At 63.9% G+C, this 22,883-nt stretch carries 20 protein-coding genes; 17 read left to right on the forward strand and 3 right to left on the reverse strand.

What is annotated here, in order from left to right:
- Positions 1–271: 271 nt before the first annotated feature.
- The 5 genes from AACW87_RS05525 (at position 272) to AACW87_RS05545 (ending at position 6,180) form a co-directional block, all read left to right on the forward strand.
- Positions 272–463: a hypothetical protein gene (locus AACW87_RS05525; protein ID WP_084214009.1), complete on the forward strand. Its 192-nt coding sequence runs from the start codon at positions 272–274 to the stop codon at positions 461–463.
- Positions 464–1,029: 566 nt separating this feature from the next.
- The gene (locus AACW87_RS05530) at positions 1,030–2,337 is read left to right on the forward strand and encodes a 2-hydroxycarboxylate transporter family protein (RefSeq protein ID WP_241324420.1); all 1,308 of its coding nucleotides are present in this window, start codon (positions 1,030–1,032) and stop codon (positions 2,335–2,337) included.
- A 10-nt stretch (positions 2,338–2,347) separates the two neighbouring features.
- Positions 2,348–3,898 carry an oxaloacetate-decarboxylating malate dehydrogenase gene (gene maeA / locus AACW87_RS05535; protein ID WP_241324421.1) on the forward strand — a complete coding sequence of 517 codons (1,551 nt, stop codon included), beginning with the start codon at positions 2,348–2,350 and terminating at the stop codon, positions 3,896–3,898.
- 17 nt (positions 3,899–3,915) lie between these two features.
- Positions 3,916–5,484: an ATP-binding protein gene (locus tag AACW87_RS05540; protein ID WP_241324422.1), complete on the forward strand. Its 1,569-nt coding sequence runs from the start codon at positions 3,916–3,918 to the stop codon at positions 5,482–5,484.
- Between the two features lie 3 nt (positions 5,485–5,487).
- Positions 5,488–6,180: a response regulator gene (locus AACW87_RS05545; protein ID WP_005316875.1), complete on the forward strand. Its 693-nt coding sequence runs from the start codon at positions 5,488–5,490 to the stop codon at positions 6,178–6,180.
- Positions 6,181–6,286: 106 nt separating this feature from the next.
- On the opposite strand, the gene AACW87_RS05550 is transcribed toward AACW87_RS05545, so the two are convergent.
- A complete protein-coding gene (locus tag AACW87_RS05550) occupies positions 6,287–7,195 on the reverse strand; it encodes a LysR family transcriptional regulator (protein WP_043554822.1) in 909 nt (302 codons plus the stop codon).
- 99 nt (positions 7,196–7,294) lie between these two features.
- Here AACW87_RS05550 and AACW87_RS05555 point away from each other — a divergent pair, with 99 nt between their 5' ends.
- A complete protein-coding gene (locus AACW87_RS05555; RefSeq protein ID WP_241324423.1) occupies positions 7,295–8,278 on the forward strand; it encodes an aldo/keto reductase in 984 nt (327 codons plus the stop codon).
- Positions 8,279–8,443: 165 nt separating this feature from the next.
- Here AACW87_RS05555 and AACW87_RS05560 read toward each other — a convergent pair whose 3' ends face one another.
- Positions 8,444–9,343 (reverse strand): DMT family transporter, encoded by a 900-nt coding sequence (locus AACW87_RS05560; RefSeq protein WP_043134561.1) that lies wholly within the window; start codon positions 9,341–9,343, stop codon positions 8,444–8,446.
- 103 nt (positions 9,344–9,446) lie between these two features.
- Between AACW87_RS05560 and AACW87_RS05565 the strand changes: the two genes are divergently transcribed.
- Complete coding sequence (locus AACW87_RS05565; protein WP_241279241.1) at positions 9,447–10,253, forward strand: AraC family transcriptional regulator; 807 nt, start codon at positions 9,447–9,449, stop codon at positions 10,251–10,253.
- 63 nt (positions 10,254–10,316) lie between these two features.
- Here the strand turns inward: AACW87_RS05565 and exaC are convergent, their stop codons facing one another.
- Positions 10,317–11,834, reverse strand: a complete 1,518-nt coding sequence (gene exaC / locus AACW87_RS05570) for an acetaldehyde dehydrogenase ExaC (RefSeq protein WP_241324424.1) — start codon at positions 11,832–11,834, stop codon at positions 10,317–10,319.
- Between the two features lie 310 nt (positions 11,835–12,144).
- On the opposite strand from exaC, the gene AACW87_RS05575 reads away from it, so the two are divergent.
- The 10 genes from AACW87_RS05575 to AACW87_RS05620 all read left to right on the forward strand — a co-directional run bounded on the left by AACW87_RS05575 (position 12,145) and on the right by AACW87_RS05620 (position 22,695).
- Positions 12,145–13,803, forward strand: a complete 1,659-nt coding sequence (locus AACW87_RS05575; RefSeq protein ID WP_241324425.1) for a sigma-54-dependent Fis family transcriptional regulator — start codon at positions 12,145–12,147, stop codon at positions 13,801–13,803.
- 342 nt (positions 13,804–14,145) lie between these two features.
- A complete protein-coding gene (locus tag AACW87_RS05580; protein WP_241324426.1) occupies positions 14,146–15,456 on the forward strand; it encodes a GGDEF domain-containing protein in 1,311 nt (436 codons plus the stop codon).
- Between the two features lie 136 nt (positions 15,457–15,592).
- Positions 15,593–16,003, forward strand: coding sequence for a VOC family protein (locus tag AACW87_RS05585; RefSeq protein ID WP_043134567.1), 411 nt, complete (start codon positions 15,593–15,595; stop codon positions 16,001–16,003).
- A gap of 102 nt (positions 16,004–16,105) precedes the next feature.
- On the forward strand, positions 16,106–16,795 hold the full coding sequence (gene phoB / locus AACW87_RS05590; RefSeq protein WP_043134568.1) for a phosphate regulon transcriptional regulator PhoB: 690 nt from the start codon (positions 16,106–16,108) through the stop codon (positions 16,793–16,795).
- Positions 16,796–16,803: 8 nt separating this feature from the next.
- The gene (phoR, locus tag AACW87_RS05595; RefSeq protein ID WP_043554831.1) at positions 16,804–18,099 is read left to right on the forward strand and encodes a phosphate regulon sensor histidine kinase PhoR; all 1,296 of its coding nucleotides are present in this window, start codon (positions 16,804–16,806) and stop codon (positions 18,097–18,099) included.
- A 377-nt stretch (positions 18,100–18,476) separates the two neighbouring features.
- The gene (locus AACW87_RS05600) at positions 18,477–19,451 is read left to right on the forward strand and encodes a PstS family phosphate ABC transporter substrate-binding protein (protein WP_017408555.1); all 975 of its coding nucleotides are present in this window, start codon (positions 18,477–18,479) and stop codon (positions 19,449–19,451) included.
- 163 nt (positions 19,452–19,614) lie between these two features.
- On the forward strand, positions 19,615–20,421 hold the full coding sequence (locus tag AACW87_RS05605; RefSeq protein WP_103471359.1) for a M48 family metallopeptidase: 807 nt from the start codon (positions 19,615–19,617) through the stop codon (positions 20,419–20,421).
- Positions 20,409–20,915, forward strand: coding sequence for a GNAT family N-acetyltransferase (locus tag AACW87_RS05610; RefSeq protein WP_241324427.1), 507 nt, complete (start codon positions 20,409–20,411; stop codon positions 20,913–20,915). Before AACW87_RS05605 ends, AACW87_RS05610 begins: the two co-directional genes overlap by 13 nt.
- A gap of 110 nt (positions 20,916–21,025) precedes the next feature.
- On the forward strand, positions 21,026–21,928 hold the full coding sequence (locus AACW87_RS05615; RefSeq protein ID WP_042867273.1) for an ROK family protein: 903 nt from the start codon (positions 21,026–21,028) through the stop codon (positions 21,926–21,928).
- A 41-nt stretch (positions 21,929–21,969) separates the two neighbouring features.
- The gene (locus tag AACW87_RS05620; RefSeq protein ID WP_241324428.1) at positions 21,970–22,695 is read left to right on the forward strand and encodes a copper homeostasis protein CutC; all 726 of its coding nucleotides are present in this window, start codon (positions 21,970–21,972) and stop codon (positions 22,693–22,695) included.
- Positions 22,696–22,883 lie beyond the last annotated feature (188 nt).

Here is a 22,883-nt window from a genome sequence, read left to right on the forward strand (position 1 = left end):
CAGGCTAAGTAAATAGTGTGATCGGGATCTTGTTTGGAAAAAATTAAAACAGGTTTCTTATGGCGCTTTTTTGATGAGTGCAGAGCCTCATAAGAGGCTTTTTTGGTTGGAAATGAGCGAAAAGTGCGTGAAATCCCATGGCATACCCTGGCGGGATAAATAAACGTGGGCTGGTTGGTGGGATGAAAATAAGGAAAGGGTCACGTCTGCTATTATTTTTTGTCAACAAGGTGTCATATAAATTCGGCAGCCTGTTTTTTATCCACTAATATTGATGGGTCAGCTAAACAGGGAGACGATAGCTGTGGAACGATATGAATCGGGTGACCCCCATTTTTCAATCGAGAGCCTGCTGGCCGATGGAGAATATGTTGCCGACGCGCATTATGGCCTCAGTCTGGAAGCGAGCGATATCTGTCATGAATTTGACCCTGCCAATATTCCACTGTTATTAGCCGAATAGCGAAAACGAGCAGGTTGAAATGAGGCGCTGGCCATTCAGGTGTGCTAGATCCTTGGGGCATGCACTGTCCCGTCTGCCTCATTTATCGTTCTGGAAGGCACAGTTGTCGCAGCGCGCCTGCGATGCAACCCACATGGCATCCCTCTCGGAACCCTCTCTTGCCGGTGGCGCCCGGGGCCTGGTGATCTACCTGCCTCAGCTCATGGGAGAACATTGGCGCTATACCAGCCTTGTTGCCGCTTTGATATGAAGACGCAGCCTATATATGGGGCTGTCATCATCCGACCGCGATCCGATTATTTCTTGTCTGTTGGTGAGTGAAATTTAATCAATGTTTAATGTTTGTCCCGCCAGGTCGTGGTGTCATGCCGACATCACTCTTTATTTCTACGTCTGGTTAGCGCAGTTCAGGGCTCTGGAATAACGCTGGCGGGGGCAGTTTATGGCCGTTTTTGGGTCATAGCGTTTAAGATTTTAATGTTTTTATATGCCTTTGCAATCGGGCTAACCGACAGGGAAGGAGAGGATCACTAGAGTAGCGCCACACCACACGCTGGAGCATAACAATGAAAAACCTCTCTACCCCACAAACCCGGGTCGCGCTGTTTGGCGACCGACAGATTGCCGGCATGCCCATGATGATCTTCCTCGGGCTTGCCACTTGCGTGCTCTTCTCGGGCTGGAATGGATCCTTGCCGCTTGGCATGGTCGGCGCACTGGCGCTGATGTTCGTGCTCGGCACCCTGCTGACCGAGCTGGGCGAGCGCATCACCCCCATACGTGAATACCTGGGGGGCGGCACCATACTCGCCATCTTCGGCGGCGCCGCCCTGTTTGAATACCGGATCCTGCCAATCGAGGCGGGGCAGGTGATCATCGGCTTCATGAAAGAGGGGGGCTTTCTCAACTTCTTCATCGCCAGCCTGGTGACCGGCTCCGTCTTTGGCATGAGCAGTGCCCTGCTGAAAAATGCCGCCATGCGTTACCTGCCGGTGATCCTGGGGGGCGTGACCCTGGCGCTGCTCAGCGTCGGTCTGGTCGGCTCCCTGATGGGCTATGGCTTCAAGAATGCGGTGCTGCTCATCGGCCTGCCCATCATGGGCGGTGGCATGGGCGCCGGCGCCGTGCCGCTGGTGGAGATCCTCTCGGGCCCGATGCAGATGTCCAGCGCCGATCTGCTGTCACGCATGGTGCCCGCCGTGGTGATCGCCAACACTCTGGCCATTCTGGTGGGCACCCTGCTGGCCCGTCTCGGCCGTCGTTACCCCTCCCTGACCGGCAACGGCCAGCTGATGATCAAGGAGAGCAGCCAGAAGGTGGCCGAAGAGCAGGTTCAGGCACCGACCCTGGAGAGTCTCGGCATGGGGCTCTTCATCAGCTCCAGCATGTTCGTGCTGGGCTCCCTGCTCGGCAACTTCATTCCCATGCACCCCTTCGCGCTCATGATACTGGCGGTGGCCATCATCAAGGTGAGCGGCCTGCTGCCGCGCCGTTACGAGCAGGCGGCCGCCGACTGGTACCAGTTCGTGGTCGGCAATCTGACGCCCTCCCTGCTGGTGGGGATAGGGGTTGCCTACACCAGCATCCCCGAGCTCATCAGCGCCTTCTCCATCAGCTACTTCGTGCTGGTGCTGGTGACCGTGGTCGGTGGTGCCCTGGGGGCGGCCCTGGTAGGGCGCATGATAGGTTTCTATCCCATAGAGGCGGCCATCACCGGCGGTCTGTGCATGGCCAACATGGGCGGCACGGGCGATGTGGCCGTGCTGTCGGCGGCCCAGCGCATGAAGCTGATGCCGTTTGCCCAGATATCTTCCCGTCTCGGGGGCGCCGTCATGTTGATCCTGGCCACCCTGCTCATCTCGCTGCTGGCATAAGGAATCGACAATGAACGACATCATGATGGGCACCAGCTTGCCCTATGCCGAACGCAAGCGACAGGGATTGATGGGGCGCATGCCCCACAAGGAGGAGTCCCTGGCCCAGCAACGGCGCCGCATATACCGCCTTGTCTCTGCCATGCAGAGCCCGTTCGATCAGCACCTGCTGCTGCGCCAGCTGCAGGAAGACAACCCTGTACTGTTTTACGATCTGGTGCGCCACCACCTGCCCGAGCTGTTGCCCATCATCTACACCCCTGTGGTGGGGGAGGCGTGTCAGCGTCACAGCGACCTCTATCTGCGCAGCCACGGTCTCTATCTCTCCTGGCACGACAGGGACGATCTGGACGCCATCTTCGCCGCGGTAGAACAGGAGGTGGACGTCATCGTCATCTCCGATGGTGAGCGGGTGCTGGGGCTCGGCGATCTCGGCATCGGCGGCATGGGGATCTGCATCGGCAAGCTGGCGCTCTACTCGGCCGCCGGCGGTATCAACCCGGCGCGCACCCTGCCGCTGTGCGTGGATGTCGGCACCAACAACCCCGAGCTGCTGGAGGATGACTCCTACCTCGGCTGGCAGGCCAACCGGGTGGATGGCGAGTCCTATTACCACTTCATGGATCGGGTGGTGGCGGCCATTCGCACGCGCTGGCCCCAGGTGGTGCTGCAATTTGAAGACTTCGCCGGCAAGCATGCCGCCAACCTCCTGGCCCGCTATAGAGACGAGCTGTGCATGTTCAACGACGACATCCAGGGCACGGCGGCGGTCGCCTCGGCCTGCGTGCTGGCGGGTTTGCAGCAGGCGGGCAGCCGGCTGGCCGACACCCCTGTGCTGATCGTCGGCGCCGGCTCGGCGGGTTGCGGCATCGCCGCCATGCTGGCCCAACTGGCGGGCGGCCCGGAGCGGGTACAGCTGTTTGATCAGGATGGACTGGTCTGCCTGGATCGCGCCAACCTGACGCCGTCCCAGCGGCCGTTTGCCCGACCCGCGGAGGAGGCCTGCGCCGAGCTGCCTGCGCTCATTGAGCGGCTGCGCCCCGGGGTGCTGATCGGGGTGAGCGGCCAGGGCGGCCTGTTTGACGAGGCCGTGCTGACGGCCATGGGCGCCGCCTGTGAGCGGCCGGTGATCCTCCCGCTCTCCAACCCCACCCGCAGTGCCGAAGCGACGCCGGAGCAGGTGTGGCAGGCCACCGGTGGGCGCGCCCTGCTCGCCACCGGCAGCCCCTTTGCTCCTGTGACGGTGGCGGGGGAGGCGCGGGTGGTCTCCCAGTGCAACAACGTCTATGTGTTTCCGGGCATTGGTCTCGGGGCCTGCGCGGTCAAGGCGCGCCGCATCAGCGACGGCATGCTGCAGGCGGCGGTGCGGGCTGTGGGCGCCTATCCGCTGGCCGAGGGGCGCCTGTTGCCCCCCATAGAGCAGGTGGGGGAGGTGGCCCGCGCGGTCGCCAGGGCGGTAGCCCTCACCGCCCGCGAGGAGGGGCTGGCCGATTTTAGCGGTGATCCTGCGCCACTGATTGACCAGACCTGGTGGCGCCCGCACTATTGGTCCGCTTCCTGATGTTGCAAGGCTAATCGATGAAACTGCGCCACCAACTGGTCACCCTCTCCCTCGGGCTCTCCCTGCTGCTGATCCTGATCCTGGGCGGCCTGCTCGCCCTCTTTATCCGCCACCTGCTGGAGAGCAATCTGCAGGAGAAAGGCAGCGATCTGGCGCGGGTGCTGGCGGCGGACAGCCGGGTGGTGCAGGCCCTGCAGCTGGGCAGGGATCCCGGTCTGCGGGACTATGTGCAGGGGATCTGCAGCCGCACCGACGCCGCCTACATGGTGGTGACCGACGAGCATGGCCGTCGCCTCAGCCATCCCAGGCCCGAGCTGGTGGGGCAGAAATTCCGTGGTGAGGACATCTGGCCAGCCCTCAATGAGCGGGGCAGTTATTGCTCCAGGGACGAGGGCACCCTGGGGCCGGCCATTCGCTGCTTCGCCCCAGTGATAGGGGCGGACGGGCGCGCCATGGGGGTGGTGGCGGTCGGCTACCTGATGCGGACTGTGGAGGGCATCTATCTGGAGCGGATCACCCTGCTCGTCAGCGCCATCGGCGCCGTGCTGGGCTGTGGCCTGCTGCTGGCGCTCTGGCTGCAACACCTGCTGCGTCGCACCCTGCTGGATCTGGAGCCCGAGGCCATCGTCAACCGCTTCGTGCTGCAGGAGCTGGTGCTTGAGCACATCTCCGAGGGGGTGATCGCCATCGACAGCGGGGGCAATATTCGCATGCTCAACAGCGCTGCCTGTTATCAGCTGCGTCTGCCGGGCACAGGGCGGCACTCCCTGCTGGGTCAGTCGCTGGCCGAGCTGTCGCCGCCGCTGGCCCCGGCCCTGACCCAGCTCGAGACCGAGCTCGGCTTTACTGTGCACGGGGAGTCGTTCGTGGGGCGCTGGCAGGCGGTGGAGGGCAAGGTGCCAGGGCGCCTGCTCATCTTCAGCCGCCCCGAGGTGACCGGCAGCCTCGGCATGCAGGTGACTCATCTGCGCCAGTATGCCGAGATGCTGCGGATGCAGACCCACGAGTTCGCCAACAAGCTCAGCAGCCTCTCCGGCCTGCTGCAGCTGGGCCACGTGGATCAGGCGGTGGAGCTCATCCAGCAGGAGAGCGAGGCTTGCCAGACCATGCTGCAGGGTCTGCTGCGGGCCATCGAGGACAAACCGGTGGCCGGGCTTATCCTCGGCAAGTTCAGCCGGGCGCGGGAGCTGGGGGTGGAGCTGGTGCTGGATCCCGACTCGGCGCTGACGGAGTATCCGGCGGCCGTGTCGGCGGATCTCATCACTCTCATCGGCAACCTGCTGGACAACGGCATTCGCGCCGCCTGGGCGCGGCGCAAGCTGTGTCCGCCGCGGGTGCTGATTTCCCTCAACGATTTTGGTCGCCGGCTGGTGATCGAAGTGGAGGACAGCGGCGAGGGGGTGGACGAGGCGCTGGCGGATCATCTGTTTGATTACGGCATCAGCCGCCAGACCGGCGATCACGGGGTCGGCCTCTTCCTGGTCAAGGAGACGGTGGCCAGGCGAGGGGGTGTGATAGAATGGCGACGCACCGCCGAACAGACAACCTTGTTCGGTATCTACTTGAATAAAAACCAATTGGTGTGATCTATGGAGCCCATTTTCACTCTGGTGATCGAGGATGACGAACGGATTGGATCCATTCTGGCCGAGCTGGTCTCCTCCACCCCCGGATTTTCCCTGCTGGGTCGGGCCGAGAGCCTGACCCAGGCCGATCTCATGATGCGTGCGACCGAGCCACAGCTGCTGCTGGTGGACATCTCATTGCCCGACGGCTCCGGCCTGGAGTGGGTGAACCGGCTGCGCAGCCACAACCGCGAGGCTTACGTCATCATGGTGACCGCCTCCTGCGACGTTGAGACCATACAGCAGGCCCTCAACCTGGGGGTGCAGGATTACATCATCAAGCCGCTGCGGCTGTTTCGCATCCAGCAGAGCCTGGACGAGATCCTCACCCTGCACAGGCGCATCTGCGAGCGCGGATCCCTGGAGCAGAGCGATCTGGATCGGCTGATGGGCAAGGGGCGCCCCCAGGCCAGGGAGGTGCGCGATACCCCAAAGGGGATCGACGCCATCACCTTGCGTCAGGTGCTGGAGCTGCTGGCCGGCGAGCCGGATACCGCGTTTTCCACCGATACGGTGGCGCTGCGCCTCTCCTTGAGCCGCACCACGGCGCGCCGTTATCTGGAGTATCTGGAGTCGGAAGACAGGGTCGATGTGGATCTCAACTACGGTCAGCGTGGCCGGCCCGAGCGCCGCTACCACTGGCGCCGGGGCAACTGAGCCCGCGTGTTTTGCGCGAAGATGCAATGCAAGAAGGGAGCCTGGGCTCCCTTCTTGCTGTCTGCCCGTTGCGGCATGGGTTGCAGCCCTTGCTACCCCGCCTGGTTCACAGTGCGCCCAGCGGGAAAGGGTGGAGGGCTGACTCGGCCTCCTCGAACAGCTGGATCAGGTGATCCGCGACGGCCCGCACCCGTCTGGAGTGGGCGAGATCTGTGTGGATCACCAGCCAGATCGGCTGATCCACCCCCAGCTCGGGCAGGAGGCAGACGAGATCCGTCTCTTTGGCCAGATAATGGGGCAGCACCGCCAGCCCGAGACCGGCGGTGGCGGCGGCCAGCTGGGCCGACAGCGTGTTGGTCTCCACCCTGCAGGGGCGGCCACGCAGCATGCGAGCCATCCATTTGGCGGCGGGCAAATGGCCGTGGGCTTCCCCCCAGCCGATGAAGGCATCCTCATCCAAGCTGGCCGCATCTGTCCCCGGCTGGCGGGTATCGACATAGCTGCGAGCCCCATAGAGGCCGAAGCCCAGGGTGCCCAGCCGCTTGATGGTGACGTTGCCGGCGTCAGGTTTGACCATGCGCACGGCCAGATCGGCATCGCGCCTGTGCAGGTTCACCGTTTGCACGCCTGTGACCAGCTCCACTCGCAGATCGGGATGAATGGCAAACAGCCTGGCCAGGGAGGGAATGATGAGCGGGTTGGCCAGATTGTCTGCGGTGGCGAGGCGCACGGAGCCGGCCACCTGCCCCTGCTGCTGCCCGGCGTCGCCAAAGGCATGTCCGGCATGTTCCAGTGCCTCGGCTCGCGCCAGCAGGGCATCCCCATCATCGGTCAGCCGATAGCCGTGCTGATGACGACTGAACAGCGGCAGGCCCAGTGCCGACTCCAGGCGATCCAGCCGTCGAGAGACGGTGGCAATGCCCAGCTCAAGGGTGAGGGCGGCGCCACTCAAGGTGCCGCTGCGGGCGATGGCCAGAAAGACCCGGGCATCATCCCATAGCAAGAGAGAGTTCATGTATCTTCCATAATCGGAAAGCTGGCTGCCAATCCAGTCTATACCGAAACCCTATTCACAAGACCATACTGACTCCCATCTTGTAAGGGAGGAAATGTGATGCAACGACGAACACTGGGAACCGATCTGGACGTATCCGCCATGGGCCTCGGCTGCATGGGCATGAGTGAATTCTATGGCCCGCGGGATGATGAGCAGGCGCTGCGGGTGCTGGCCCGGGCCATCGAGATGGGGATCGATTTTCTCGACACCGCCGACATGTATGGCCCGCACCACAATGAAGCCTTGATCGGCCGCTTCCTGGCGACCCACGGCGCCGGGGTCAAGGTTGCCACCAAGTTCGGCATAGTGCGCCAGAGTGGCGAGTACAGGCGCACCCTGGACAACAGCGCCCGGTATGCACGGCAGAGCTGTGAAGCCTCGCTGCGCCGGCTCGGGGTCGAGCAGATAGACCTCTACTATGTGCATCGCATCGACCCGGCGCACCCCATCGAAGAGACGATGGCGGGTCTGGCGCCACTGGTGCAGGAGGGCAAGATTGCCCGTATCGGCCTGTGCGAGGTCAGCGCGGCCACCTTGAGGCGCGCCCATGCCGTGCATCCGGTGGCGGCGGTGCAGACGGAATATTCCCTCTGGACGCGGGATGTCGAAGCCCAGGTGCTGCCGACCTGCCGCGAGCTGGGCATAGGGCTGGTGGCCTACTCCCCCTTGGGGCGGGGCTTTCTGACCGGACGTTTCCAGCAGGATACGGCGTTTGAAGAGGGCGACTTTCGGGCCAGCCTGCCGCGCTTTCAGCAGGAAAACATCGCCACCAACCGCTCGCTGGTGGAGGTGATCATGGCCCTGGCGGCACGCAAGCAGTGCACGACGGCGCAGATCGCCCTGGCCTGGCTGCTGGCGCAAGGGGGTGACATAGTGCCCATTCCCGGCACAAGGCGGATCCCCCATCTGCAGGACAATCTGGGCGCCCTGTCGGTGCGCCTGGCAACAGAGGATCTCGCCGCGCTGGACAGCGCCATCACGGCCTTGCCGGTGGCGGGGGAGCGCTACACCCGGGAAGGCATGAAGGGGGTGAACGCATGAGCGGGCACAGCCCGATCGGCGTGAACTAGCCTTTGCGCTGCGGGCCCGGCTCGCTCCGCCGGTGCCGGGGCAACCGAGCCGGTGGTTTTTAGCGCTAAGATGCAAACAAGAAGGGAGCCTGGGCTCCCTTCTTGTCTTGTGTTGCACACACTTTACCGTGCCGCTTTATGCCTCCCCGGCGAGGGCGGGGCGTACCCTGGGTTTGAACTGGGAGAGCATGACGCCGCTCAGGATCAGGCCGCCGCCGAGCAGGTGATGGCCGTGAATGGGCTCCCCCAGGGTGATGACGGCGATCAGCGCCGTGCACAGCGGCATCAGGTTCATGAACACGGAGGTACGTTCCGCCCCCATGCAGGCGAGGCCGCGCATCCAGCAATAGGCCGCCAGCAGGGAAGAGGCTATGCCGGCAAACAGCACCAGGCCCCAGCCCTCGGCGGGGACCGCCAGGGAATCTGCGCTGAGGGCGACCGGGATCAGCAGCAGCACAGCCAGCAGGATCTGCATGTAGAGGTTGAGCCAGGGGCCGAACGGCAGTTGCCAGCGGCGGATCAGCAGGCCATAGAGGGCGTAGCTGGCGGAGCCGAGCAGCATGAGCCCGTCCCCCTGATTGATGCCGTTGTGCAGCAGGGCCAGCGGCTGGCCCTGGCTCAGCAGCCAGAGCACCCCGAACAGCGAGATGCTCATGCCGAGCAGGGCCTGCTTGCCCGGCCGCTGGCCGAAGAAGAGCGCGCTCTGCAGCAGGGTCAGCAACGGGATGAGTGAGCCTATGACCCCCATGTTGGTGGCCGAGGTGGTGTGGGCGGCGTAATAGGCGAGGCACTGGTAGAGCACCATGCCAAGGGCCGCCAGCACCAGCAGCTTGCCGAGCCAGGGGCGAATTTCGCCACGGCGGCGCCACAGCTGCGGCAGGCAGAAGGGGGTCAGCGCCAGGGCGGCGATCACCCAGCGGTAAAAGGAGATGGCGGCGGGATCCAGCACATCGGCGGCGGCCTTGGACACCACTGTATTGGTGGCCCAGATCAGCACGGCCATCAGAGGGAACATAAGCGGGAAGAAGATACGCATCAAAGGCTCCTTATTATCGAGATGGCCAGTCTACCCTTGTCTTTCTGTTATCAAGTAACGTAAAAATGACAAATTATCCCGTGCAAAGGACAATCCGCCCGTTATGGCCATACGTCACTACCATCCGACGGATCTGCATCTGCCCGAGCCCAATCCCCTCTATCTGCGCTATCAGCAGATCCAGGCCGAGAGCGCCTGTGCGTCCCACAGCCACCCCTGGGGCCAGCTCAGCATGATAAGCCTGGGGGTGTTGGAGATAGTGCTGGAGGATCACCGGCTGGTGGCGCCGGCGGACTACCTCATCTGGGTGCCCGCGAACCTGGAGCACGCCTCCTATAACCAGCAGGCCCTCGACTACACCTCCATCTATGTCAATCACGCCCTGGCGGCCAGATTGCCGGCAGAGCCCTGCCTGCTGCAGATAACGCCGCTCATCCGGGCCATGCTGGCGGATTTTTGCGAGCGCAAGCTGGGCCACATGCAGGATGAGTGGGACGTGCGCCAGGCCGAGCTGCTGGTGGAGAAGCTGACCCGCACCCGCTGCCAGGACAGCTACCTGCCCATGAGCCAGGACAAGCTGTTGGCCCCCATGCTGGCGGCGCTGCACAGCGATCCCGCCGATCCGCGCACCCTGGCCCAGTGGGCCGAACAGTTGCACAGCACGGAGCGCACCCTGGCCCGGCGCTGCGTGCGGGAATTGGGGATGAACTTCGGCCAGTGGCGGGCCCGGCTCAAGCTGCTCAAGGCGCTGGCCTGGCTCAAGGGGGAGTTGCCGGTGCAGGAGATTGGCTGGCGGCTCGGTTACGGCTCCACCTCGGCCTTTATCGCCATGTTCAATCGTGAACTGGGCTGCTCCCCCCAGCGCTATCGCCAGCAATTGGGTATCGGTGCCGGGCAGGCGGCGCTCTAGCTGCGACCACTCTAAGCAATGAAAAGGGCGCCCGCAGGCGCCCTTGTTGATGACAGGATGGGCTTAGAAGAAGCCGAGGGGATTAATGTCGTGGCTCACCAGCAGGTTCTTGGTGTTCTGGTAGTGGTCCAGCATCATCTTGTGGGTCTCGCGGCCTATGCCTGACTTCTTGTAGCCGCCAAAGGCCGCGTGGGCCGGGTAGGCGTGGTAGCAGTTGACCCAGACCCGGCCGGCCTGGATGCCGCGCCCCATGCGCCAGGCCAGGTTGCTGTCGCGGGTCCACAGGCCCGCCCCCAGCCCGTACTGGGTGTCGTTGGCAATGGCCAGAGCATCCGCCTCGTCCTTGAAGGTGGTGACCCCGAGCGCCGGCCCGAAGATCTCCTCCTGGAACACCCGCATCTTGTTCTGGCCGTGGAATATGGTGGGCTGGATGTAGAAGCCCCCCTCCAGCCCATTCACCCTGGCCGGACCGCCGCCGATCAGCATCTTGGCCCCCTCGCCACGGCCTATCTCCATGTAGCTCAGGATCTTGTCGAACTGCTCGCGGGACGCCTGCGCTCCCACCTGGGTGGCGGTGTCGAGGGGGTTGCCCTGCACTATGGTGCGGGCGCGGGCCAGCACCCGGTCCATGAAGTCGTCGTAGATCTTCTCGTGTACCAGCGCGCGGGAGGGGCAGGTGCACACCTCGCCCTGGTTGAAGAAGGTCATCAGCATGCCTTCCACCGCCTTGTCGATGTACTGGCTCTCATGCTGCATCACGTCGGCGAAGTAGATGTTGGGGGACTTGCCGCCCAGCTCCACGGTGGAGGGGATCAGCTTGTCGGCGGCGCAGCGCAGTATATGGGCGCCGACTTCAGTCGAACCGGTAAACGCCAGCTTCTGGATCCTGTCGCTGGTGGCCAGCGCCTGACCCGCCTCGGCGCCGAAGCCGTTGACCACGTTGACCACGCCGGGGGGCAGTATGTCCTTGATGAGATCCATCATCAGCATGATGGTGACTGGGGTCTGTTCGGCGGGCTTGAGCACGCTGCAACAGCCTGCCGCCAGCACGGGGGCCAGCTTCCAGGCCGCCATCAGCAGCGGGAAGTTCCACGGGATGATCTGGCCGACCACGCCGATGGGCTCCTTGAAGTGGTAGCTGACTGTGTGCTGATCCAGCTCGGCGGCCGAGCCCTCCTGGGCACGGATGCAGCCGGCGAAGTAACGGAAGTGATCCACCACCAGCGGCAGGTCGGCGGCCAGGGTCTCGCGCACCGCCTTACCGTTCTCCCAGGTCTCGGCGATGGCGAGCACTTCGATGTTCTGCTCGATGCGATCGGCGATGCGCAGCAGCAGGTTGCTGCGCTCGGTGACGCTGGTCTTGCTCCAGCTGGTAAACGCCTTGTGGGCGGCATCCAGCGCCAGCTCTATGTCGGCGGCATCGGATCGGGCCACCTCGCAGAACACCTTGCCGTCCACCGGCGAGATGTTCTCGAAATAGCGGCCGGCGCGCGGCGCCACCCAGTCGCCACCGATGAAGTTGTCGTAACGGGACTTGAAGCTGACCAGGGCACCTGCCTGACCGGGAGCGGTATAAATCATCTCATCATCCTTATGTGTGTGAAGGTCCTGCCCGGCTGCACGCGCTGGCTGGCTGGCCGGGGTGGTACGCAGGGGGTATCGCAAGGGCCATGCCAAAGGGTCTGACCAGCGGGCAAAAGGTTACAAAAACGTTACCAAACGGGGTGCGGCAGCGTATCTTGATTAACCAATGACCCCGGCCGTGACGATGACGCTGTGCTGTTTTTGGACAGTGGCCGTGACAGTCGTGCCGTTTGTGAACAGGAGGCGTGATGAGCGAGTTACCCACATTTGCCGGCCCCATGCGTGCCGTTTGTGAACAGGAGGCATGATGAGCGAGTTACCTCAATCCAGTCTCAGCCCCAGTCCGATCCAGCGTTCCTGGCAGCGCTGCCTGCATCAGGGCCTGCATCGCCAGCAGAGCGCCGAGCTGGATCTGCTGCCCCAGGGGGAGCTGTCGGCCCGCCAGGAGCAGCACAGGACGCTGATCGCCTGCTTCCAGCGCTTCGTGCTGCCGCTATTTGCCCAGTTGCTGGCGGGCAGGCCCTGTCGCCTGCTGCTGTGTGACGGCGAGGGGGCCATACTGGCCGCCAGCGGTGACGACGGCTTCGCCCGCCACGCCGAGCGCATCTTTTTGCGCAGCGGCGCCCGCTGGGGGGAGGCGAGCAAGGGCACCAACGCCATCGGCACAGCGCTGGCCGAGCAGAGCGAGGTGCAGGTGCTGGGGTCCGATCACTTCTTCGCCCAGCACAGCTTCCTCAGTTGCAGCGCCAGCCCCCTGCTCGGGCCCGACGGGCAATTGCTCGGGGTACTCGACATCTCCACCGACGCGGCCCACCACGACGGCGACATGCTGGGCACTGTGCGGCTGCTGGCCATGACGCTGGAAAACGCGCTGCTGGCGCGCCAGCCGGGCTGGCTGGTGGATCTCGATCCCCAGAGTCTCTGGTCCGCCCGTCTGCTGCTGGGGGAGGCGGGCGAGCTGCTCGGTGCCAACCGGGCCGGACGGCTCTGGCTCGGCCAGCACCCCTTCGATGGCCGGCAGTTGCTGCGTGAGCGCCGTGGCCTGCGGCTGGTGCCCGAGCCGGTTGCGGCGCCCCGGCAAATCGAGCAACCAGGGTCGGCACAGGTGCCGCTCAAGATGCTGGAGCGCGGCATCTCGCTGCTCATCGAGGGGGAGACAGGCAGCGGCAAGGAGCACCTGGTGCGGGTCCTGCACCGCCAGTCGAGTCGGCAGGAGAGGCCCCTGGTGTGCGTCAACTGCGGCGCCCTGCCGGCAGATCTGGTGGAGGCCGAGCTGTTTGGCTACGTGGGCGGGGCCTTCAGCGGTGCCCGCAGCCAGGGCAGTCAGGGTTATCTGCGCGCCGCCCACGGCGGCATCCTGATGTTGGATGAAATCGGCGAGTTGCCGCTGCTGGCCCAGACCCGGCTGCTGCGGGTGTTGCAGGAGCGCAGCGTGACCCCGGTCGGCAGCCACAGACCCGAGCCGGTGGACTTCTGGCTGGTCAGCGCCAGCCACCGGGATCTGGCGGCCATGGTGCAGGCCGGCACGTTTCGCGAGGATCTTTATTACCGGATCTGCGGCTGGCGCCAGTCGCTGACACCGCTGCGGGCATGGCCACGGGGCGAGCGCCTGGGATTGATCCAGCGGCTGCTGGCGGAGATGGACTCGGCGCTGCGCCTGACGGGTGATGCTGAGCAGCAACTGCTGGCTCACCCGCTGCCCGGCAACGTGCGCCAGCTCAAGCAGGCGCTGGAGGTGGCCTGCGTGCTGGCGGAGGGACAGGGCTGGATTGAATCCGCCCACCTGCATCTGCCCGCCGCATCGGCCGCGCCCTCGTCGCAGGCGAGTACCCACACCTTGCGCCAGCAGAACCGGCTGCGGGTGCAGCAGACCCTGGCGGATTGCGGGGGCAACGTGAGCGAGGCGGCGCGCCAGCTCGGCATCAGCCGCACCACCCTCTACCGGACGCTGCGCGAGGGACCATGAGGGTGTTGTTGCTCACCATTTCCCTTGTGTAAGATGGGCCCATCAGGGCCCTTTTTATTTATTTCTCGTTATTTTTCCATGGCATGGAGTGCTCTATCCTGTGTTCACATCTGATTGGCAAGCGCGCGTTTCTCCGGGGGGCCGACCTGGCACCTCCCGGTTGGCGCAGGACGGCCGCGCCCGGGTGGCGCGCCTGATCCCGGGGCGAGTCCGGCCCTGTCCGCCGGTATCCGGCTGAGAAAATACCCTATGGCGCCGGTGTCGGCGCGTGTAATAACCAGGGATCCTGGCGCGCCGGATCCCCTGATATAGAGTCAGAGCCCCTAGTCGGGCGGAGCCTATATGACCCCTTCCTATTCTCGTCTGGCCAATGTGCTGTTCTGGGTATTGCTGGGATTGAGCCTGCTGGCGATCCTGCTGTTTGAATTCGGGCCCGATCGGCGGCTGGACATGGTGAGCAATGCCCGCCTGTCCGTCACGGCGCAGGATGACAGGGTCCACGGCGGCCAGTCGGTTACCACACTGCTGTCGGCCGGGGGCGGCTCGGCGCACCACGATGCGGTGGCGGAGAAACCCGCCATCGATTGCCAGCTGCGCGCCGGGTATGCCTTTCCGTTCTGCGAGCTGGTGCTGACCCTGACCGAGCCAGAGCGGGGGATCGATCTCTCCCGCTTCGACTGGGTGCGCATCCGGCTCAGGGTCGAGGGGGAGGGGCCCCAGATCTGGCGGCTCTACCTGCGCAACTATCACCCCGCCTATTCCAGGGCCGGGGATGCGTCGTCCCACAAGTTCAACGAGGTGATCTTCCGCCCCGATGATTACGGCCGGGTGCAGGATGTGCCGCTCAAAGTGTTTACCCCGGCCACCTGGTGGGTGCAGCAGTACAAGATACCGCTGGCGCAACAGGGGCCTGATCTGAGGCATGTCTATGCCGTCGAGCTGGCCTCCGGCATCGGCATGCAGCCCGGCCACTACCGGCTGGTGCTGGAACAGATGGAGTTTCATGGTCGCTGGGTGCAGCCAGGCTCCTTCTATCGTCCCCTGCTGTTGAGCTGGTTGGGCTATTGCCTGCTGCTGTTTCTGGTGCAACACCTGCTGATGCGGGATCGATTGCGCAAGGCTCGTACGGCCAGGCTGGCTGCGGAGGCGCTCAGCCAGAGTTTGAGCGAAAAGACCCGGCGCACCGAGGAGGAGGCCAGGTACGATCCCCTGACCGGCGCCCTCAACCGGCTCGGCGGCAACAAGCTGCTGGCCGAACTCGGCGAGATGCCGCTCTCTTTCATCTACATCGACATAGACCACTTCAAGCGCGTCAACGACGGCCACGGTCATCCGGTGGGGGACGAGGTGCTCAAGCACATGGTGAGCGAGGTGCTGCGCCACTGCGATAGCCTGTGCCGGCTGGTTCGCTGGGGCGGGGAGGAGTTCGTGCTGGTCTGCCTGCACTACGAGCAGGCCCGCGCAGAGGGGCTGGCAGAGCGGCTGCGAGTCGCCCTGGTGGCCTATCCGCACTGGCCGCTGGCGCTGCCCATCACGGCCTCGTTCGGGGTGGCGGAGCGGCGCGGGGATCCGCTGGAGCAGGCCCTCAAGCGGGCCGACGAGGCGCTCTACCAGGCCAAGAAACGGGGTCGCAACCGGGTCGAGGTGGCCTAGCTCGCAGGCCAGGCCCGCGCCGAAGCACCCGCTCTGCGAGCGGGACATAGCGGCTGGAACCCAGGTCTTCCAGCCGCTATGATGCGCGCCAGCCGGGGCGTGAGCCCCCTTCATCCATCTGTTGAGGAGTATTTCCATGTCACAACACATAGGCGCCTTGGCCCTGCTGGTGGCCGACTATGACGAGGCCATCACCTTCTTCACCCAGGGGTTGGGTTTTGCGCTGCTGGAAGACACGCCCCTCGACGAGCCGGGCAAACCGGGCAAGCGCTGGGTGCGGGTGGCGCCTGCCGGCGCGCCAGGTTCAGCGCTCTTGCTGGCGCGGGCCGCCACGCCGGAGCAGCAGGCCGCCATCGGTCAGCAGGGGGGCGGCCGGGTCTTTTTGTTCCTCGAGACCGACGACTTCTGGGGGGATTACCAGCGCATGCAGGCGTACGGTGTTCATTTTTGTGAACAGCCACGTAGCGAGCCCTACGGCATGGTGGTGGTGTTCGAGGACATCAGTGGCAACCGCTGGGACCTGCTGCAACTCGCTGCTGCCAACTGAATCTGAAAACGTTTATCATCCCGCCTGTCATAAAGTCATAAAATTGTCACAGAAAGTTCTAATAATTGGCGCACCCATCTTCACACAGGAGAGAGAAGGGATATGGCTAAGCGAATTCTGGTGGTCGAGGACGAAGCACCGATCCGCGAAATGCTCTGCTTCGTGCTCGAGCAAAAGGGATATGAGACGGTTGAAGCTGAAGATTACGCCGATGGACTGGCGAAGGTGCGCGAGCCTTACCCCGAACTCATCGTGCTGGACTGGATGATGCCCGGTGGCAGTGGCATCCAGTTCATCAAGCAACTCAAGCAGGATGAGGTGACCCGCCAGATCCCGGTGGTGATGCTGACCGCCCGCGGCGAGGAGGAGGACAAGGTGCGTGGTCTGGAGGCGGGTGCCGATGACTACATCACCAAGCCTTTCTCCCCCAAGGAGCTGACCGCCCGCCTGCACGCCGTGATGCGCCGCGTCTCCCCCACCTCGGTGGACGAGGTGATCGAGGTACAGGGGCTCAAGCTGGATCCGGTTTCCCACAGAGTCAGCGCCGAAGACAAGGCGCTGGACATGGGGCCGACCGAGTTCAAGCTGCTGCATTTCTTCATGACCCACCCAGAGCGGGTCTACAGCCGCGAGCAGCTGCTCAACAATGTCTGGGGTACCAATGTGTACGTCGAGGACAGAACCGTGGATGTGCATATTCGTCGCTTGCGCAAGGCCATTGAAGAGACGGGTCACGATCGATTGATTCAGACGGTGCGCGGCGCAGGCTATCGCTTCTCAACCCGTCTGTAGAGGACGTTATGTTGCAACCTTACGCCTGGCGGCGACAGTTGTGGCGGATGGCGTTTTTTTATACGCCCTTCGTCTTGGTCGGTTGGTTGACGAATACCCTCACTCTTTGCCTGTTGGTGGCGACCGTGCTGCATCTGGGCTGGCACTATCGCTTCCAGAAGCGGCTGTCGGACTGGCTGTGGCACGATCGCAGCCTGGTGCCCCCCAACGGCAGCGGCAGCTGGGAGTACATCTTCAACGGCATCTACAAGTTGCAGCAGCGCCACCGTGCCCGGCGCCGCGAGCTGGCGGGCCTCATCCGCCGCTTTCGGGAAGGGGCAGAGGCCCTGCCCGATGCCGCCGTGGTGTTTCGCACCGACGGCAGCATCCTCTGGTGCAACCGGCTGGCGGAGCAGCTGCTCGGTTTTCGCTGGCCGGAAGACGCCGGTCAGCACATAGGCAACCTCATTCGCAATCCCGCCTTCGGGGCTTATCTGAACAAGGGGCAGTATGACGAACCGTTCGAGATGACCTCGCCCATCAACGAGGAGAAGTTTCTCGAGTTTCGCATCATGCCCTACGCCGAGGATCAGGCCATGCTGGTGGTGCGGGACGTGACCCGGCTGCGCAGCCTGGAGAAGACCCGCAAGCACTTCGTCTCCAACGTCTCTCACGAACTGCGCACGCCGCTCACCGTGCTCAAGGGCTATCTGGAGATGACCGAAGAGCCGCCGCCCCCCGCCCTGTGGGCCAAGGCGCACAGGGTGATGATGGAGCAGACCATCCGCATGGACAATCTGGTCAATCAGCTGCTCACCCTGTCGCGCATCGAGGCGGCTCCCTCGGTGGATCTCTCCCACCTGGTGGACATGCCCGCCATGCTGGGGTTGCTGGAGCAGGAGGCGCGGGCGCTGTCGGGGGAGCGGGCGCACCAGATCGAATTCAGCGTGCAACCCAATCTGTTCGTGCGCGGGGATCAGGATCAACTGCGCAGCGCCGTCTCCAACCTGGTCTACAACGCCATTCACTACACCCCGGCGGAGCGCAAGATCAGCGTGGAGTGGCGCAAGCAGGGGGCCATGGCGTTGTTTGTGGTACAGGACGAGGGGGAGGGGATCCCGCCCGAGCATCTGGCGCGGCTCACCGAGCGCTTCTATCGGGTGGACAGGGCCCGCTCGCGCCATACGGGTGGCTCCGGGCTGGGGCTCGCCATCGTCAAGCACGCCTTGAGCCATCACGACGCCCAGCTCGATATCGAGAGCCGGGTCGGCCTCGGCAGCCGCTTCAGCTTCCTCATTCCGGCCCGCATGGTGGTGTTGAAATAGTCTTTTTCAGCAATGGGTTAGCAGTGCAGAGAGGGCGGCGACAGCGGCCCTCTTTTCATTTGCTCAAAAGCTTCGCCATGTCATTAAAGTGTCACATTAAATCCATAAATTTGTCACTGCCAGGTCAGATACTGGCGCCGTCTTGAGAACGGACCTGTCGCCGACTTGGCGCAGGCAGAGTACGAAATGCGACCAGCCGATCGCTATGCTCGGGATGCTACAACTTTCGGCCTCAGATTGACGCTTGCCTTCTGTCACCGCTGGACGTGGGGAAGAGGGCATGAAATGACACTCAGCGAATCGCTCGGCGTGACCGACGGTGCGCCAAGTTAACCCGTGTTTTGATGGACTGCGTTCTGCAACCTTGGAGAGATTGGATGAAACTCAACAAACTGGCTGGTGTAATCGGATTCACCGCAGCTACCCTGTTTTCCGTCAGCACCCTGGCTGCCGGTGTGGATAAAAACCTGCCGGATTACACTCCGACCAGCGGCATCTCGGGCAACCTGTCCTCTGTCGGCTCGGACACCCTGGCCAACATGATGACCCTGTGGGCCGAAGAATTTAAGCGCATGTACCCCAACGTCAACGTGCAGATCCAGGCCGCCGGCTCCTCTACCGCCCCGACCGCACTGACCGAAGGTGTCGCCCAGTTTGGCCCTATGAGCCGCGCCATGAAGTCCGGCGAGGAAGAGGCGTTCGAGAAGCGCTACGGCTACAAGCCGACCGCCATCCGCGTCGCGGTCGATGCCCTGGCCGTGTTCGTCAACAAGGACAACCCCATCAAGGGGCTGACCATGCCGCAACTGGATGCCATCTTCTCCAGCACCCTCAAGTGCGGCGAAGCCAAGGCCGCCACCAAGTGGGCCGATCTGGGTCTGGATGGCAACTGGTCCTCCAAGGATCTGCAGCTGTTCGGTCGCAACTCCGTCTCCGGTACCTACGGTTACTTCAAGGAACACGCCCTGTGCAACGGTGACTTCAAGAGCGGCGTGAACGAGCAGCCGGGTTCTGCCTCCGTGGTGCAGTCCGTCTCCTCCTCCCTGAACGGCATCGGCTACTCGGGCATCGGCTACGTCACCTCGGGTGTGCGCGCCGTACCGCTCTCCAAGGATGGCAAGACCTTCATCGAAGCGAGCGCCGACAACGCCATCACCGGCAAGTACCCGCTGTCGCGCTTCCTGTACGTTTACGTGAACAAGCACCCGAACAAGCCGCTCTCCCCGATGGAGCAAGAGTTCCTGAAGATGGTGCTCTCCAAGGCGGGCCAGAACATAGTCGCCAAAGATGGCTACGTACCTGTACCGGCCAAGGTGGTCGAAGCCGACCTGAAGAAACTGGGCATAATGTAAGCCGGTTTCCTCTGCAACACGGGCCCCGCGGGGCCCGTTTTCTTTTTGAGTGGATCTACAATGACGACATGTGACCGCTTTCGCCGAACAGCGTGATCTGTCGACTTGCGCCGGACGCCCGCATTTCCGAAAATAGGGCATCTTTATGGTGAAGGACACCTCCATGACATCTCCCCTGTTCAAGCTCGGCCTGGCGGCACTCTGTTCCACCCTGCTGGCCAGCTGTGCCCAGTCTCCTACCGGCCGCAGCCAGATGCTGCTGTTCTCGCCCCAGCAGATGAGCCAGCTGGGGGCCGACTCCTTCGAGCAGATGAAGAAGCAGGAGAAGGTGAGCAAGGATGCCAGGATCAATGCCTATGTCTCCTGTGTCGCCAAGGCGGTGACCGCCCAGGTGCCGAGCCAGTACGGCATCACCAGCTGGGAAGTGGTGGTGTTTGACTCCAAGCAGGTCAACGCCTTCGCCCTGCCCGGCGGCAAGATCGGGGTCTACAGCGGTCTGCTCAAGGTTGCCAAGAATCAGGATCAGCTCGCCACCGTCATAGGCCACGAGCTGACCCACGTGCTGGCCCAGCACTCCAATGAACGGCTCTCTCGCAGCCAGCTGACCGGTCTCGGTCTGGCGGCGGCCGACATCGCCATGGGCAGCAGCGAGTATCGCGGCGCCACCATGGCGGCGCTGGGGCTCGGGGTCGAGGTGGGGGTCATGCTGCCCTATGGCCGCGAGCAGGAGAGCGAGGCGGACCGCCTCGGTCTGGATCTGATGGCCCGCGCCGGCTTCAATCCCGCCGAGGCCGTTCCCCTGTGGCAGAACATGAGTGCCGCCGCCGGTGGCAAGGCGCCGCCGCAACTGCTCTCCACCCACCCCAGTAACGAGACCCGGATCGCCGAGCTGCAGGCCCAGCAAGCTGAAGCTATGCCGCTCTACGAACAGGCCCGCGCCTCCGGTCTGGTACCCCAATGCAAGGCGTAAGCCTGCGCATGGCGCGGCCCGATGACGCGCCTGCCATGACGGTGATGCAGCGGGCCAGCTGGCTCGCGGCCTATGGCGAGGTGCTCGGTGCCGACATGCTGGCCCAGCTTTCGGTGACCGAGCACCTGCAGATCTGGCAGAGCCGGCTCGCCGAATCCGGCCCCAGGCCCATGCTGCTCTGCCAGGACGAGGTGGTCATAGGCCTGCTCTACTGGCAGCTCGTGCTGGATGGCACAGAGCCGAACGCCCTGATCCGCGCCTTTTACCTGCATCCCGATCACTGGCGCCAAGGCCATGGCAAGCGGCTGTGGCAGGCGGTGGCCATGCAGATGCGGCGCGCCGGCTGCGACAGCGTCAGATTGTGGCTGCTCGATGGCAACCGGATCGGCGAGGGGTTTTACCTGAGGCGCGGCTTCGTCTTCGACGGCCAGGAGCGCACCCTGATGAGCCTTGGCCAGGCTTGCCTGCAACGGCAAATGTTCCGTTTGCTTTGATCTCTCTCCCATTTTTCGCCCCCGGTCACTTTATTTTTTTTGCGAATTAATACAATGTGCTGCTCTGGACAGGCTGAGGTGAGGTGACTCACCGACAAGGGAGTGTGGGCATGTATTACGGCTTTGATATTGGTGGCACCAAGATAGCGTTCGCCGTGTATGACGGCGCCTTGAACCTCTGCCATGAGGAGCGCATGAGCACGCCCGGCAACGATTACGAGGGGCTGCAGCAGCTCATCCGTGACCGGGTCGAGCAGGCGGACGCCCGTTTCGGCGCGAGAGGCGCTGTGGGCATCGGCTTTCCCGGCATCCTCAATCGGCACGATCACAGCATAGTGGCGGCGAACCTGCCCTCCATCAATGGCCGCCATCTGGGCGCCGATCTGGCCGAACTGCTGGGTCGCCCGGTCAAGGTGGACAACGATGCCAACTGCTTCCTCTGGTCGGAAGTGCACCAGGGCGCGGCAGCCGGGGCCGACAGCGCGCTGGGGGTCACCATTGGCACCGGCATCGGCGGCGCCGTCTATCTGGCGGGCAAGCTGATCCAGGGCCGCAACTGGCTGGCGGGGGAGATAGGTCACTATCCGCTGCCGGCCACCATGCTGATGAAGTATCCCGACCTGCCTCGTCCCCGTTGTGGCTGCGGTCGCCTGGTCTGTTTTGAAACCTATGCATCCGGCACCGGGCTGGAGCGGCTCTATCACCATTTTCATGGCCAGCGTGCCAGCGGTCACCAGATAGTGGGACGCTTCGAGGCCCATGAGCCCCATGCGGTGGCCACGGTCGACTGCTGGCTCGAGATCATGGCCGCGGGGCTCGCGACCGCCATCTCCGTGGTTGATCCCGAGGTGGTGGTGCTGGGGGGCGGCCTGAGCGGCCTGCCTGCCCTGTACCAACAGCTGCCGCTGCGCCTGCCCGGCCATCTGCTGCCCGGTGTCGCCCTGCCCGAGATCCGCCAGGCCCGCTTCGGTGGCGCCGGCGGGGTGCGCGGCGCGGCCTTGCTCAATTTATGAGATCAGATGTGCTGTCTGATCTCTCCAATAAAGGAGTCATCATGACCCGTCTTGAAATTTGTATCGACAACCTGGAATCCCTGTTCACCGCCCAGCAAGCCGGCGCGGATCGCATCGAGCTCTGCTCTGCGCTGGGGCTGGGTGGCCTGACCCCCTCTTATGGCTTCATGCAGCTGGCAGCGCGCCACGCCAGCGTCCCCGTCTACGCCATGATCCGCCCCCGCGCCGGGGATTTTTGCTTCAGCGCCGCCGAGTTTGAACTTATGCTGCTGGATATCGCCGCCGCCCGCGCCGCCGGGTTGCAGGGGGTGGTGATCGGCCTGCTGGATCAAGAGGGGCGGGTGCCCGCCGACCCGCTGCGCCAGCTGGTGGACGCGGCCGGGCCGCTCGGCGTCACCTTCCATCGCGCCATTGACCTCTCCTCCGACTGGCGGCTGGATCTGGAGACCATAGTCGCGGCCGGCTGCGAGCGCATCCTGAGCTCGGGTCATGCGCCGACCGCGCTGGCGGGGCTGGAGACACTGCAGGCCATGCAGCAGGCGCTGGCGGGCCGTGCCAGCCTGATGCCAGGTGCCGGAGTCAATGCCGACAACGTGCGCACCATACTGGAGTTCACCGGGGTGAGCGAGGTGCACATGTCCGGTATGGGCTGGCGTGGCGGCATGGTGCCCCATGGCGTTAACATGGGCACCTCTGATGATGGCCGGGTCAATATCACCGATGGTGCCAAGGTAGCCGCGGTGCGGGCTCTGCTGGATCGTTCCTGAGCAAGGGAAGCGGTGCGGCGGCATGGTGTCTCTCCATACGGGGTCAACATGGGTACCTCGGACGATGGTCGCGTCAATATCACCGACGGCGCCAAGGTGGCGGCGGTGCGGGCTTTGCTGGATCGCGCTGATGCCACAGCAATTGAGGTTTGAGTCCAGAGGTTCAGCGCGCCATTGTGCCTGACAGG

Origin of the sequence: Aeromonas sp. MR7, from assembly GCF_963899385.1 — a bacterium.
Lineage (GTDB): Bacteria > Pseudomonadota > Gammaproteobacteria > Enterobacterales > Aeromonadaceae > Aeromonas > Aeromonas bestiarum.

What these genes read in the sequence shown, in the direction of transcription:
- AACW87_RS05610 (WP_241324427.1), top strand. Translation starts at nt 20,409, where the DNA reads ATGCAAGGCGTAAGCCTGCGCATGGCGCGGCCCGATGACGCGCCTGCC.
- AACW87_RS05615 (WP_042867273.1), top strand. Translation starts at nt 21,026, where the DNA reads ATGTATTACGGCTTTGATATTGGTGGCACCAAGATAGCGTTCGCCGTG.
- AACW87_RS05560 (WP_043134561.1), bottom strand. Translation starts at nt 9,343, where the DNA reads ATGCGTATCTTCTTCCCGCTTATGTTCCCTCTGATGGCCGTGCTGATC.
- exaC (WP_241324424.1), bottom strand. Translation starts at nt 11,834, where the DNA reads ATGATTTATACCGCTCCCGGTCAGGCAGGTGCCCTGGTCAGCTTCAAG.
- AACW87_RS05585 (WP_043134567.1), top strand. Translation starts at nt 15,593, where the DNA reads ATGTCACAACACATAGGCGCCTTGGCCCTGCTGGTGGCCGACTATGAC.
- phoR (WP_043554831.1), top strand. Translation starts at nt 16,804, where the DNA reads ATGTTGCAACCTTACGCCTGGCGGCGACAGTTGTGGCGGATGGCGTTT.
- AACW87_RS05575 (WP_241324425.1), top strand. Translation starts at nt 12,145, where the DNA reads ATGAGCGAGTTACCTCAATCCAGTCTCAGCCCCAGTCCGATCCAGCGT.
- AACW87_RS05605 (WP_103471359.1), top strand. Translation starts at nt 19,615, where the DNA reads ATGACATCTCCCCTGTTCAAGCTCGGCCTGGCGGCACTCTGTTCCACC.
- AACW87_RS05565 (WP_241279241.1), top strand. Translation starts at nt 9,447, where the DNA reads ATGGCCATACGTCACTACCATCCGACGGATCTGCATCTGCCCGAGCCC.
- AACW87_RS05620 (WP_241324428.1), top strand. Translation starts at nt 21,970, where the DNA reads ATGACCCGTCTTGAAATTTGTATCGACAACCTGGAATCCCTGTTCACC.
- AACW87_RS05550 (WP_043554822.1), bottom strand. Translation starts at nt 7,195, where the DNA reads ATGAACTCTCTCTTGCTATGGGATGATGCCCGGGTCTTTCTGGCCATC.
- AACW87_RS05545 (WP_005316875.1), top strand. Translation starts at nt 5,488, where the DNA reads ATGGAGCCCATTTTCACTCTGGTGATCGAGGATGACGAACGGATTGGA.
- AACW87_RS05530 (WP_241324420.1), top strand. Translation starts at nt 1,030, where the DNA reads ATGAAAAACCTCTCTACCCCACAAACCCGGGTCGCGCTGTTTGGCGAC.
- AACW87_RS05540 (WP_241324422.1), top strand. Translation starts at nt 3,916, where the DNA reads ATGAAACTGCGCCACCAACTGGTCACCCTCTCCCTCGGGCTCTCCCTG.
- AACW87_RS05600 (WP_017408555.1), top strand. Translation starts at nt 18,477, where the DNA reads ATGAAACTCAACAAACTGGCTGGTGTAATCGGATTCACCGCAGCTACC.
- AACW87_RS05555 (WP_241324423.1), top strand. Translation starts at nt 7,295, where the DNA reads ATGCAACGACGAACACTGGGAACCGATCTGGACGTATCCGCCATGGGC.
- phoB (WP_043134568.1), top strand. Translation starts at nt 16,106, where the DNA reads ATGGCTAAGCGAATTCTGGTGGTCGAGGACGAAGCACCGATCCGCGAA.
- AACW87_RS05580 (WP_241324426.1), top strand. Translation starts at nt 14,146, where the DNA reads ATGACCCCTTCCTATTCTCGTCTGGCCAATGTGCTGTTCTGGGTATTG.
- maeA (WP_241324421.1), top strand. Translation starts at nt 2,348, where the DNA reads ATGAACGACATCATGATGGGCACCAGCTTGCCCTATGCCGAACGCAAG.